General features: G+C 71.6%; 13 protein-coding genes and 1 tRNA gene. 9 read left to right on the forward strand and 5 right to left on the reverse strand.

Features of this window, described 5'->3' with window-relative positions; translation table 11 throughout:
• Positions 1–1,369, forward strand: a 1,369-nt coding sequence (locus tag ACFWXC_RS03830) for an FAD-binding protein (RefSeq protein WP_384472551.1), incomplete at its 5' end; no start/stop codon positions are given.
• Positions 1,370–1,489: 120 nt separating this feature from the next.
• Entirely contained in the window at positions 1,490–2,089 is a 600-nt protein-coding gene (locus tag ACFWXC_RS03835) for a DedA family protein (RefSeq protein WP_384472554.1), read from the forward strand.
• A 23-nt stretch (positions 2,090–2,112) separates the two neighbouring features.
• Here ACFWXC_RS03835 and ACFWXC_RS03840 read toward each other — a convergent pair whose 3' ends face one another.
• Complete coding sequence (locus ACFWXC_RS03840; RefSeq protein ID WP_384472557.1) at positions 2,113–2,346, reverse strand: DUF2277 domain-containing protein; 234 nt, start codon at positions 2,344–2,346, stop codon at positions 2,113–2,115.
• A 91-nt stretch (positions 2,347–2,437) separates the two neighbouring features.
• On the opposite strand from ACFWXC_RS03840, the gene ACFWXC_RS03845 reads away from it, so the two are divergent.
• A complete protein-coding gene (locus tag ACFWXC_RS03845; protein WP_384472560.1) occupies positions 2,438–3,415 on the forward strand; it encodes a ketopantoate reductase family protein in 978 nt (325 codons plus the stop codon).
• Positions 3,416–3,589: 174 nt separating this feature from the next.
• On the opposite strand, the gene ACFWXC_RS03850 is transcribed toward ACFWXC_RS03845, so the two are convergent.
• Positions 3,590–4,162, reverse strand: coding sequence for a hypothetical protein (locus tag ACFWXC_RS03850; RefSeq protein WP_384472563.1), 573 nt, complete (start codon positions 4,160–4,162; stop codon positions 3,590–3,592).
• Positions 4,163–4,326: 164 nt separating this feature from the next.
• Between ACFWXC_RS03850 and ACFWXC_RS03855 the strand changes: the two genes are divergently transcribed.
• From ACFWXC_RS03855 to ACFWXC_RS03870, 4 genes are all read left to right on the forward strand, one after another.
• The gene (locus ACFWXC_RS03855) at positions 4,327–5,274 is read left to right on the forward strand and encodes an RNA polymerase sigma factor (RefSeq protein WP_384472566.1); all 948 of its coding nucleotides are present in this window, start codon (positions 4,327–4,329) and stop codon (positions 5,272–5,274) included.
• A 183-nt stretch (positions 5,275–5,457) separates the two neighbouring features.
• Complete coding sequence (locus tag ACFWXC_RS03860) at positions 5,458–6,333, forward strand: alpha/beta fold hydrolase (RefSeq protein WP_384472569.1); 876 nt, start codon at positions 5,458–5,460, stop codon at positions 6,331–6,333.
• On the forward strand, positions 6,330–7,187 hold the full coding sequence (locus ACFWXC_RS03865; RefSeq protein WP_384472572.1) for a GNAT family N-acetyltransferase: 858 nt from the start codon (positions 6,330–6,332) through the stop codon (positions 7,185–7,187). Before ACFWXC_RS03860 ends, ACFWXC_RS03865 begins: the two co-directional genes overlap by 4 nt.
• A gap of 51 nt (positions 7,188–7,238) precedes the next feature.
• Positions 7,239–7,568 carry a hypothetical protein gene (locus tag ACFWXC_RS03870; RefSeq protein WP_384472575.1) on the forward strand — a complete coding sequence of 110 codons (330 nt, stop codon included), beginning with the start codon at positions 7,239–7,241 and terminating at the stop codon, positions 7,566–7,568.
• Positions 7,569–7,616: 48 nt separating this feature from the next.
• On the opposite strand, the gene ACFWXC_RS03875 is transcribed toward ACFWXC_RS03870, so the two are convergent.
• Positions 7,617–7,688, reverse strand: a tRNA-Val gene (locus ACFWXC_RS03875).
• 193 nt (positions 7,689–7,881) lie between these two features.
• Between ACFWXC_RS03875 and ACFWXC_RS03880 the strand changes: the two genes are divergently transcribed.
• Together ACFWXC_RS03880 and ACFWXC_RS03885 are read left to right on the forward strand one after the other, a co-directional pair.
• Complete coding sequence (locus ACFWXC_RS03880) at positions 7,882–9,273, forward strand: hypothetical protein (RefSeq protein ID WP_384472578.1); 1,392 nt, start codon at positions 7,882–7,884, stop codon at positions 9,271–9,273.
• Positions 9,274–9,340: 67 nt separating this feature from the next.
• The gene (locus tag ACFWXC_RS03885) at positions 9,341–9,880 is read left to right on the forward strand and encodes a DUF4383 domain-containing protein (RefSeq protein WP_384472581.1); all 540 of its coding nucleotides are present in this window, start codon (positions 9,341–9,343) and stop codon (positions 9,878–9,880) included.
• Here ACFWXC_RS03885 and ACFWXC_RS03890 read toward each other — a convergent pair.
• Together ACFWXC_RS03890 and ACFWXC_RS03895 are read right to left on the reverse strand one after the other, a co-directional pair.
• Positions 9,868–11,034, reverse strand: a complete 1,167-nt coding sequence (locus tag ACFWXC_RS03890) for an amidase domain-containing protein (protein WP_384472584.1) — start codon at positions 11,032–11,034, stop codon at positions 9,868–9,870. The two genes, ACFWXC_RS03885 and ACFWXC_RS03890, sit on opposite strands and share 13 nt — an antisense overlap.
• A gap of 150 nt (positions 11,035–11,184) precedes the next feature.
• On the reverse strand, positions 11,185–12,480 hold the full coding sequence (locus tag ACFWXC_RS03895) for a hypothetical protein (protein WP_384472587.1): 1,296 nt from the start codon (positions 12,478–12,480) through the stop codon (positions 11,185–11,187).
• Positions 12,481–12,484: the final 4 nt, after the last annotated feature.

The raw sequence follows: 12,484 nt of genomic DNA on the forward strand, positions 1-12,484 counted from the left end.
GGCCCAGGGCCACCTCCCGGCGACGGCGACCCCCGAGGACCGCCACCACCTGGCACACGCCGCCCGGCACGGCCTGCGCCACATCCCGCCCGCCAACCCGGCCGACGTCGATCTCGCCCCGATCGCCCCCGGCGAGCCGGTGCTGCTGCGCGGCCTCGGCCTCAACTTCTTCGACCACCTCGCCCTGCTCACCACCGGCCGGGGCGGCCGTTTCACCCGCACCCCGGCCGGCGGCCTGCGCTACACGCCCTCCGGCCGCGAGCCCCGCCTGTACGCGGGCTCCCGGCGGGGCGTCCCCTACCAGGCGCGCGGCGACAACGCCAAGGGCCCGTACGGCCGGCACACCCCGCTGCTGCTCACCCCCGAGGTGATCGCGGGCCTGCGCAAACGCGCGGACTCCGGCGAGGCGCCCGACTTCCTCGCGGAGGTCTGGCCGCTGGTCGCGAAGGAGGTGGAGACGGTCTACTACACCGCCCTGACCGGCGACCCGGACCTCACCGAACGCTTCCTCGCGGCCGACGGCCGGCCCGCGGAGACCGCCGTCCTCGACGGGTCCGGTGTCCCGGAGGCGGACCGCTGGTCCTGGGAGCGCCTCCAGCACCCGTACGGGGAGCGGGAGTTCACCGGTCCGGCGGACTGGCGCGACTGGCTCCTCGGGCACCTCCGCGAGGACGCGGCACAGGCCGCCCTCGGCAATGTGCGCGGCCCGCACAAGGCGGCCCTGGACGTGCTGCGCGACCTGCGCAACGAGATACGGCTGGTCGTGGACCACGGCGGCCTGGCCGGCGCCTCCCGGCGGGCCCACCTGGACGGCTGGTACACGCCGCTCAACGCGTTCCTGTCCATCGGCCCGCCCCGCCGCCGTGTCGAGGAGCTGACCGCGCTGCTGGCGGCGGGCGTGGTGGAGGTGCTGGGTCCCGGTCTGGAGGTGGGCCGGGCGGACGGCGCGTGGGTGGCCCGTTCCCCGGCGGTCCCCGGCTCGGCGGTCCGGGTGACCACGCTCATAGAGGCCCGCCTCCCGGAGCCGGACCTGCGCCGTACCGCCGACGAGCTGCTGGGCCGGCTGCTGCGGGAGGGCGCGTGCCGCCCGCACCGGGTGGACGGCCACCAGACCGGGGGTCTGGACGTGACCCCGCGCCCGTACCGGCTGATCGACCGCCACGGCCTGCCGCACCCGAGACGGTTCGCCTTCGGCGTGCCCACGGAGGGCGTGCACTGGGTGACCGCGGCGGGCGCGCGGCCGGGCGTGGACTCGGTGACCCTGTCGGACGCCGACGCGATCGCACGGGCGGTGCTCCGGACGGCCGCGCCCGAGGCGGGAGAGCGGCCGGTCCTGCCGGGTGCGCGGAACACGCCGGTGGCCGTTTAATCCTTTGCCGATTCGCCAACCCCCCCCGTGAAACTCCTGTCACACCCCCCGCGTACGCTGTATGGCTGACGTCGGGGGGCGCAACAGGACAATCACGGGGGAACCGTCGTGTGGGAAAGCATGGGGTCGCTGGAGGCCGGGCCATGGATATACGCCATGGTGGCCCTCTCGGTGCTCCTTGATGTGTTCCTGCCGGTCCTGCCCAGCGGTGTCCTGGTCATCACCGCGGCCACGGCAGCGGCGGCGGGCACCGGGGCGGCTCCCGGGCACGTCCCGCACGTCATACCCGACATCCTCGCGCTGACCTTCTGCGCGGCCGCCGCGTCGGTCCTCGGCGACCTGGTCGCCTACCGGCTGGCCTGGAGCGGCGGGGCCCGCCTGGACCGTGCGATCGCCCGCTCCCGGCGGCTGAGCAGCGCGCAGGAACGTCTCGGCGAGGCCCTGACCCGGGGCGGCGGCGCGCTGGTCGTACTCGCCCGCTTCGCCCCGGCCGGCCGCTCGCTCGTCTCCCTGGGCGCCGGCGCGACCCACCGCCGCATCCGCGACTTCCTCCCCTGGTCCGCCCTGGCGGGCCTGACCTGGGCGGTCTACAGCGTCGCCCTCGGCTACCTGGGCGCCCAGTGGCTGGGCGCGACCTGGCTGGCGACGGCGGTCTCGGTGGTGGCGCTGTTCGGGGCGGGGGCCGGAGCGGGGTTCCTGATGCGAAGACGCCCGGCCTGATCCGTCACGCGGGCGATCGAGCCTCAACCGGCGGCTTCGCGCACAGCCTGCCCCCGTACCTCCAGTCCCCCGAGCAGCTCGGCGGTAGCCGCCGCCACCGCCTCCACCGCCCGCTCGAACACCTCCCGGTTGTGCGCGGCCGGCGCCCGGAACCCGGACACCTTCCGCACGTACTGCAACGCGGCAGCACGGATCTCCTCCTCGGTGGCCTCCTCGGCCAGCTGAGGCGGACGCAGGGTCTTGATACTCCGGCACATGTCCCCAGTCTCCCGCAGCTCCCCTCCCTCCTGCGAGGATCGTCCTGTGGCGGCCACCGCACCCGGGGCCGACCGACGAGAGGACAGCCCGATGACGAACACACCGAACACGCCGGACACCCCGGACACCGCCGACGCGTCGGCCTTCCCGGACGGCCCGGACAGCGCACCCGGTCCCCGGCTCACCGTCGCCGTTCTGGGTCCCGGTGGCGTGGGCGGACTGCTCGCGGCCCTGCTCTCCCGCGCCGGCCACCGCGTGCTGTGCCTGGCCGGCGACGAGACGGCCCACACCCTGCGTACCGCCGGAATCCAGGTCCGCAGCGGCCTGTTCGGCGACTTCACCGCCGCCGTGGAGGCCGACACCGCCCTGCGCGAACCGGTCGACGCCTGCCTGATCACCGTCAAAGCCACCGCCCTGGACGCGGCCCTCACCCGGATCCCGCCCACGGCCGTCGGCGACGCCCTCCTCGTGCCGTTCCTGAACGGCGTGGAGCACCCCGCGCTGCTGCGTGCCCGCTACGCCCCCGACCTCGTGGCCCCCTCGGTGATCCGCGTCGAGTCCACCCGCCCGGCCCCCGGCCTGGTCGAACACACCAGCCCCTTCGCGGAGATCGACCTGACCGGCGCCAAGGTCCCCCACCCCCGCCTGGAGGCCCTGGCCGGGGCCCTCACCGCGGCCGGCCCTGCCACCCGCGTCCTGGACGACGAGACCACGGCCCTGTGGGCGAAGATGTCGTTCCTCGCGCCCTTCGCCCTGCTCACCACCCGCTACGGCCTCCCCCTCGGCGAGACCCGCACCCGGCACCGCGACGAACTGGCCTCGCTCGTCGCGGAGACGGCCGCGGTCAGCCGCGCCTGCGGCGCCCCGGTCGACCCGGCCCAGGCCCTGGCCCGCTACGACGCCTTCCCGCCCGCCGCCAAGTCCTCGATGCAACGCGACGCGGAAGCCGGCCGCCCGCTCGAACTCGACGCGATCGGGGGCGCGTTGCTGCGGGCGGCGGACCGTCACGGGGTACCCGTGCCGGTGACGGCCCGTATCGTGCGGGAGTTGCGCGAAGCCGGGCACTGAGCGGGTCGAGCGAGGTCGGCTGCGGTCCGACGCTCCGAAGGGGCGCGGGGTGCGACGCTCCGAAAGGGCGCGGGGTGCGACGCTCCGAAGGGGCGCGGGGTGCGACCGGCCAGGTCGGCGCCGCAGCCGAACGACGGCACATCACCGCGCCTCCGGCGAAGCGCTCAGCGGCGCTCAGCGGCTGTCCCGCCCGGGGGTCCGGGCGGCCGCGATGAAGGAGGCCATCTTCTCGCGGCTCTTGACCCCCGGCGCGGTCTCGACACTGCTGGAGACGTCCACGCCGTAGGGGCCGAAGGCCTCGATGACACCGGCCACGTTGTGTTCGTCGAGGCCGCCGGCGATGACGACCTTCCCCGGCACGTCCGCGACCCAGGCGGGGATGTCGGCGAACACGCCGCTGCCCGCGCTGGCGTCGTAGAAGAAGTACTGGAGGGCCTCCGGCCGCTCGGGCGGGGTACCGGAGGCGAGGGCGAGGTTCGGGACGGCGGCGGTCTCGTAGATCTGGACGGTGTCGAAGTGCTCGGCGACCCCGGCCGTCTCGGCGTACGTCAGGGCCACGGCGAAGACCGGGATCCGGCCGCGGGCGTACCCGGCGAGTTCCACCGCCCGCCCGGGCGGGCAGTACCGCTTGCTCTTCGGGGTCACCACGATCCCGACCGCGTCGTACCCCAGCTCGACGGCCCAGTCGATCTGCTGCTCCTGGGTGAGCCCGCACACCTTCACGAACGTCGACTGCCGCCCACTCATCCTGTCTCCTGCTCCGTCCTCCCGCCGGGCGGGAACGCGATCTCCGCCCCCAGGCTCTCACCCACGGGCGGGACCTTGTCGGTGCGGATGACGAGTCGTGGCCGTGGCCGTGGCCGTCGTACCAGCCCGGCCGTCTCGCCGAAGCCCAGAGGTATTGTCGAGGTGTGGCGGATCTTCTGCCCACCGGGATGCCACGGGACTCCGAGCTGGTGCGCGCCGCGTGCGGGGGCGACGCCGGTTGTCTCGGGCTGCTGCTCGCCAGACACCGAGCGGGTATGTACGCGGTCGCACTGGCGCTGCTGGGCCACAGCCAGGACGCCGAGGACGCTCTGCAGGAGGCGGCACTCGTCGCGCTGCGCCGGATCGGGGACATCCGGGATCCCGAGGCGGTCGGCCCGTGGCTGCGGATGGTGGTGCGCAACGTGTGCCGCAGCCAGCTGCGCAGGATGCGCGCGGTTCCCGTGGCCGATGTCGCGGAAGCCGTCGCGTCGGACCGGTCGGACGGTCCGACGGACCCGGCGGAAGTGCTCGACCGGCACGCGCTGCGGGACTGGGTCTGGAGCGCGCTGGAGGACCTGCCCCCGGGGCAGCGGCTGGTTTCGATGCTGCGCTACTTCACCGACGTCACGTCCTACGAGGACATCGCGGCGCTGTGTGCCACGCCGGTCGGAACCGTGCGCAGCCGGCTCCATCAGGCCCGCGCGAAGCTGGCCGAGGCGCTCTTGAACTCGGCCGACCGGGCGCACGACGACGCCACCGCCCTGAGCGCACTGCACCTCAGACTGGCCGACGAGACCATCGCGTCCGCCCACCGGGGCCAGCTCGCCTCGGCACTGTCCGAGTGGTGGTCGCCGCAGGCGGACGTGACATGGCCGACCGGCAGGCACACCGGCATCGACTACCTGCCCACCGCGTTCGACCATGACCTGTCCGACGGCGTACGCCACGAGCTGCTGAACGTGGTGGCCAGCCGTGAGGTGGTCATCTGGGAGGCCGCGATGCACAACCCGCCGGAGGACCCGTTCCACTGCCCGCCGGGCGTCGTGTGGGTCCACTTCCTGGACCGGGGCCGCGTCGGCAGAGTGCGCCTCTACCACCCGCGCCACCGCTGACGACGCATCCGGCGCATCGGCGCATCGGCGCATCGGCGCATCGGCGCATCGGCGCATCGGCGCATCGGCGCATCCGACAGAGAAATCCGGCGGCCGATCGAACTTCCCCGGCCCTCACCGCATCGTGCGGGTATGAACACAACGAACCACAGTCCCGGCACCGGGCGGCCCCCGGGAGCCGCCGTGGGTGAGACACGGACCGTCGTCGTCGGCGGAACACGCCAGGTCTACCGGGTCGCGGGTGCGGGACCGGTATGCCTGGTGCACTCCGGAGGCCCCGGCGTGCACCCGGAATACCTGCGGATGCCCGGACTGCACGGCGGGCTGACCCTGGTGTACCTGGACCCGGTCGGTTCCGGCGACAGCGACCCACTGCCGGACGGGGACTACTCCATGTCCCGCTACGCGCACTTCGCCGAAGCCGTCCTCGACGACGTCGGCGCCGCGACCGGGTACTTCCTCGGCCACTCGCACGGCGGCTTCGTCGCCCTCCAGTTCGGCCTCGACCACCCCGAGCGTCTCGACGGGCTGGTCCTCTACGACACCGCGCCCGTGACCGGGGAGGAACTCATGACGACCGCGACCGAGAGGATGGCCGCCTTCGTCCGACGCTGGCCGGACCGCCCCGAGGCGGCCGAGGCGGGCCGGATGTGGGACTCGGCTCATGTCGCGCGGAACCTGGAGATCACCGACGACGAGTCGCACCGGCGCTACCTGGACGGCATCCTGCCGGCCTACTTCGCCGACCACCGCAGGACGGTCGACCGGGAGGGAGACTTCTCCCCAGCCGTCACCCACGACCCGAACCGGCTCCCGGTCCGCTGGGACGTACGGGACCGGCTCGGCACGATCGACGTGCCGGCGCTCGTGGTCGTCGGTACCCACGACTTCGTCTGCCCGCCCCGCTTCGCGTACGAGATGCACGCCGGCATGCCGGACGCACGGCTGTGCGAGCTGCGCGACAGCGGCCACTTCGGGCACATCGAGGAGGCGGACGCGTTCACCGCCGCCGTGCTGGACTTCGTTCGAGAGACACGAGAGAGGGGAGACCGGGCATGAAGACCACCGTGCCGGTCGGCCTGGCCGAACAGACCGAGATGGCCGCATACACCGACTTCGCGACCGGCGCGCCGGCGCCGGTGCGGGAGGAACTGGGTATCGGCTCGCTGCACGTCGGCCCGGCGCTGGCGCTGGCGATCCGGGAGGACCCGAGCCGCTTCTTCAACCGGGCCGGGGGGTTCGGCCCGGACCAGCCCGCCACCGCGGACGTCTCGACCCGGGTCTGCGACTTCTTCCGCGAGCAGGGCGTGCCCCAGGGCTCGCTCATGATCGCGCCGCCGCTGCTGCCCTCGGACTGGCCCTCGACCGCCGCAAGGCTGCGCCTCACCGAGGGCAGCCGGTTCGCCAAGCTGGGATGCGACGTCGAAACCGCCCTGTCCGCGACCGACGGGGTCGCCGCGCTCGGCCCGGGCCTGCGCGTCGGGATGGTCGAGCCCCACCAGGCGCGCGAGTGGGCCACCGTCATGATGACCACCTTCGGGTTCACCGCGCCGGCCATGGCCGACATGGCCGCCGCCTGCGTGGGCAGGCCGAACTGGCGGCAGTACGCCGCCTGGGAGGGCGAGCGGATCATCGCGGTCGGAAGCCTCTTCGTGAACGGCGAGTGCGCCGACATGTTCGGCGGAGCGACGCTCCCCGAAGGCCGCGGCCGCGGCGCCCAGTCGGCGCTGCTCACCGCCCGCGTCCGGGCCGCCCGGGCCGCGGGCTGCCGATGGCTGGTCGCCGAGACCGGCGCCGAGGGCCCCGGCGAACACAACACGTCCCTGCACAACATGCTGCGCGCCGGCTTCGAGCCCCTGTACGAACGGGTCACCTGGCTCTGGCGCGCGCAACAAGGCCGCTCGAACGCATGAACCCCACGAACCAACTCGCCACCTAAAATCGAACAGGCGTACCATTGCCGCGTGGCTGCGACCTATGACTTTCCGAGTGACCTCCTCGCCGGTCAGGAGGAGCTGCATCAGGTCCGGGCCGAGCTGTCGGCCCTGCTGAAGCGGCTCCCCTGGTCGGTCGAGCCGCTGGACGGATTCAGCGACGGCGGCGGCTGGCGCAAGGTGGAGCGCCCCGCCTCCCCGGGCTGGACCGAGGACGAACAGGCCGAGGTGGAGAAGCTGCGCCGCCGCGAACACGAACTCGCCGTCTTCGTCAGCGGGCACCGCTTCTGGGCGGAGGTCACGGCACCGGACCGGGTCGACGCCCGAAGCCGCCTCAAGCACGCGCGCGAGGAGGCCTGAGAACACGAGAGGACCCCGGCCGCACCGGCCGGGGTCCTCTCATTCACGTGGGCGCGGACGGTTTCGAACCGCCGACATCCTGCTTGTAAGGCAGGCGCTCTACCCCTGAGCTACGCACCCTGAACGAGTCGACAGCCTACATTGCCCGAGGCGCTGTCCCGCAAACCCGTATCCGGGCCGGACCCGCCGGGAAGTACCGCGGACCGATCCCGCGAACCGCGAACTGACCGGCCCGTGTGTTCGTCTTTTACTGGTGGGAGAATGTGAGGACCGCCAGCACACTGGGGCGCACCGCGGCACGGGAGAGGGAGAAGTGACGGCGACATCGGCGACTTCGGCGGCATCCGAGCAGTCGTACTCGCCCCCCGAGCGGGACCGGCGCACTCCTCTCCGGGACGTTCTCACCCTCGTGAGCCTGCCGTTGCTCGCCGTGCTCGTGGTGCCGGGGGCGTTCGCCGGGGGCGGTACCCGGCGGTGGTTCGGCGGGCGCGCGGAGAGCCAGCGGGCCGAGGCCCAGGCGGCCAAGGACGCCGCGGCCAACGCCTTCTACGAGCTGGACACCGCCCAGCGGGATCTGCGGATCTCCATAGAGACCATCTCCGCCGTCGACGACACACCGGCCGCCCGCCGTGCCGTCTCCGACTTCGAGGCGCTGGGGCGGCGGATCGACGAGGTCAGCAACCGCTACATCCAGGCCATCGACGCCTACGACCTGGACCGGGACGACCTCGAAGCCTCGGTTGCGGCGCGGGCGCGCGGGGAGATCTCCGGGGCCAAGGACGAGCTGGTCCGGGTCAAGGGGGAGCTGGACCGGTTCGGGGAGTCCCTCGGGCCGCTGCTGGGCAAGGCCGAGACGCAGCTGGCGCGGCTCGCGCCGGCCGTGGAGCGGGCCCGGCAGGCGCTGCTGGCGGCCAGCAACGCGCTGGATGCCGTGCGGGAGACCCGGATCAGGGCCGATGAGCTGGCGGCTCGGCTGGCCGCGCTCTCGCCGGATCTGACGAAGCTCAATCAGGGCGCGGGTCAGCATGGTGTGCAGGCGACCCTGGAGCGGGCGGGGCGGGTGCAGCGGGAGGCCGAGGCCATCCGGGTCGAGGCGGAGCGGCTGCCGGAGAAGGCCGCCGAGATCGATCACCGGCTGGTGAGTCTGCGCACCCGCGCGCAGGCGCTGACCACCCGGGCCGGGCAGGTGGACCCGGTGCTGAGCGAGCTGCGGCGGCGGTTCTCGGCCGCCTGCTGGCAGGATCTGCAGCAGGTGCCCCGGCAGGCCGCGGAGAACGTCCGGCAGGCCGAGCAGAAGCTGAAGGAGGCGCAGGCCGCCCGGGACGCGCAGAAGTGGGCGGACGCCACCTCGCTGCTGTCGACCGTGCGGGCGCTGCTGAACGGTACCGACGAGGCGGTGTCGGCGGCCGGTGACCGGCTGGCCCGGCTGAACGCCGTGCAGAAGGATCCGCAGGCGGAGATCGAGCGGACCCGGTTCGCGATCCGGGACGCGCAGCGGCTGGCGATGTCCGGGCGCAACAGTCCCGATCCGCGGCACGCGCGGCCTCTGGACGACGCGGTGGCGCGGCTGGAGCGGGCGGTGGGGACGCTGGAGGGGCGCCATCCCGACTACTGGCACTTCCTGACGGAGACGGAAGCGGTACGGGCGTCGGTGGCGCGGGTGGTCGGGCAGATCCGGGAGGACCGGGGCACCGCTCATCCGTGAGCCGTTGCCGACCGGTCGGCGCGGGCGGATATTGGGTAGAACCCGCATTCGAGATCAGGAGGCGGAGATGGCCTCACACGTAACGCACCCGGGGACGCGGCGGCGGATCATGTTCGACGAGGCGCTGCCCGTCGACCACCGCCTGAACAGGGTCTACCGGATCGGGGCGGGCCTGATGGGCCTGTTCCTGCTGGCCTTCGGCATCCTCGGGCTCACGAACAACATCGGGTTCTTCGACACCGGCGGCAACACCGCGATCGGTCTGAACACCAACGGCGCGCTGAGCGTGCTGTCGATCTGTGTCGGGGTCCTGCTGTTCGCCGGGACGGTGATCGGCGGGAACTTCGCGTCCACGTTGAACATGGTGCTCGGTGTGCTGTTCATCCTGAACGGCTTCCTGTTCCTGGGCCTGCTCGACACGGACTCGAACTTCCTGGCCTTCAGGATCCAGAACGTGCTGTTCAGTTTCGTGGTGGGCATCGTGCTGATGGTGTTCGGGATGTACGGCAGGGTCAGTACGAACCTGCCGCACGACAACCCGTACTGGCGGGCCCGCCACCCCGATGCGGAACAGCGGGCCGTCACCTCCGGTGATCAGGTGCGGTAGGCGTAGTAGTACGCGTTGGGGTACGACGCGATGAGGCTCGCCACCGACCTGCGCAGGGTGTTGTTCGAGTGGTACGTGACGTACGGGACGCCGTTGCTCTTGTACGTCACGATCATGGTGTGGTCCTTGGACCCGTCCCGGTCGAAGTCCATCTGGAGGACGTCGCCGACCTCCAGTTGGTAGACGTTGGCGAGCGGGGTGGTCCGCTTGGAGTTCTGGGCGAACCAGGACCACTCGTTGACGCCGACGAACGAGTCGGACTGGATGTCGGCGGTGCCGAACCACTTCGTGTAGTCGTAGACGTAGCCCGGGGCGTGCTTCCAGCCGCCGGCCTTCAGGGACTGGCTGACGAAGTTGGTGCAGTCGCCGCCGTCGGCGTGGCCGTTGAAGTCCGGGTAGTCCTTGTTGTAGACGTTCCAGTACTTCTCGGCGTAGGTCGCCATGGCCTTGTAGTCGTACGTGGTGCTGGTCTTCGGGACGGCCGCCGGGTTGCGGGTGGTCGCCGCGCGCGGGGCGTTCGGCATGGTGTCGCCGTCGTCGCCGGTGGCGGGCGCCTTGACCGAGGGCTTGGACAGGGTGTTGACGGCGAGGCCCCCGTCGTCCGTGTCCTTGATGGTGCTGAGCTGCCAGGTGCCCTGCTGGTCGGCCTTGAAGGTCAGCTCGTGGTGGGACTGGAAGCCGGTGGTCTTCGGCGCGTTGCCGGTGGCCTTCGCGTAGGTCAGCGTCGTGGTCTCGGTGACGTCTGCCTTGGCGGTGCGGCCGGTGACGCGGGTCGCGTCGAGCGTGACCCGGGTGTTGCCGGCGCTGTACGTCTCGCCGAGCTCGGCGAGGCTGTTCTGGCGGCCGCGCAGCTGGGTCAGCGCGGAGTTCTCGTCACGCGACTGGGTGCTGGACAGGCGGACGTCGCCGGAGAAGCGGGACGTGCTCTGCTTCGTGGTGGCCCCGCGCACGAGGGCCTGGGTGCGGTCGGTGAAGACCGCGTCGGCCAGCTTCTGGAAGGTCGCCTTGGTCGCGGCGTCCACGGTCGGGTCGTCGACGACGGCCGCGCCCGCGCTCCAGTTGGGCACGAGGGCGACGCCGGCGACGACCGAGGCAGCCGCCGCCGTGACTATGGCCGCACGGCTGCGCTTACGGCTCAGTTTTCTGGATTTCAATGGTGTTTCCCCTCTACGCCGGTACACCTACCGGGCGACGGCATCTTCGCACGACGTGTGTGGCTCCTGTGAAGGGGGTTGCATCTGGAGAATCCGCTTGCGGTGCCCCGTACTTGAACCGTGTCACCCGCTGTGGTCACTGCGCCGTGGTCACTTGACGATGGTCGACCAGTCGGCCGGGGCCTGTGCCGGGTCCAGGGAGCGCAGCCGGGCGAGGGTCTCCGGGTCCTGGGCGTCCATCCAGTCGGAGAGTTCCTTGAAGGAGACGCACTTGACGCCCTTCTTGGTGCAGATCTTCGGGATGATCTGGTCGATGGCCTTCATGTAGATGCTGCCGTTCCAGTCCTCGAAGTGGTTGCCGATGAACAGCGGGGCCCGGCTGCCGTAGTAGACGCGGTTGAAGCCGTTCATGTAGGAGTTGACGGTTTCCTGCTCCCAGGTGGCGTACTGGGACGAGTCGCCGTCGACCTCTCCGTTGGACTGGTTGTAGAGGAAGTTGAAGTCCATCGACAGGGCCTGGATGTTGTTGCCGTAGGGCAGCAGCTCCAGCGGGAAGTTCCACAGGCCGTTCTTCTTGGACGGCCATATCTGGTAGTCACCGGGGGAGCTGGCGTCGTACTTCCAGTTGTAGCCGTACTTCTGCAGGGCCTTGAGCAGGTTGGGCTGGCCCTCCAGGCAGGGGGCGCGGCCGCCGACGACCTCCTGCTTGAAGTCGAAGGGCAGGGCGGGGATGTCCTTGAAGCCGGTGTTGGTCTTCCAGTTCTCCACGAACTTGTAGAACTGGTCGATCTCGCTCTTCCACTGCGCGACGCTCCACTCGCCGCCGCCCTTCTTCTCGCAGAAGTGGCCGTTGAAGTGGGTGCCGATCTCGTTGCCCTGGTTGTAGGCCTCGCGCAGCTGCTCCAGCGTGGTGCGGATGTGCTCGTCGGTGGCGTAGTCGATGGCGGCGTCGCCCGGGGAGTGCATCGGCCCGGTGTAGAGGGACTTCTTGCTCTTGGGCAGCAGGTAGATGCCGGTGAGGAAGAAGGTCATGTGGGCGTTGTACTCCTTGGCCATCTCCCGGTAGTGCGAGAAGAGATGGTCGTCGCCCTCCAGGGCGCCGTCCCAGGAGAAGACGACGAACTGGGGCGGCTTCTCACCCGGCTTGAGCTTCTCGGGCTTCAACTGGTCGGTCTGCGGCCCGGTGTAGGACGTCGAGCCGTCCCCGAGGATCTTGGTCTTGCCGTCCCACTTCGGGCTCGCCGACGCCGACGGGGAGGCCTTTCTGGTGCCGGCGGCGGTGGGCGCCGTGTCGTCCTGTCTGGTGAGCACCAGATAGCCCGCGACGAGGGAGGCCACGACGAGGAAGGCGGCCAGGGTCAGGAACTCCGGGCGGGCTGGACGGCGGTCGCGGGCGGGCGCCTTGCGGCGGTGGCCGCCGGTTGTCGACTTCGTGCGGGGCTTCATGCGG

This window comes from Streptomyces sp. NPDC058683 (assembly GCF_042716195.1).
Taxonomy (GTDB): Bacteria; Actinomycetota; Actinomycetes; order Streptomycetales; family Streptomycetaceae; genus Streptomyces.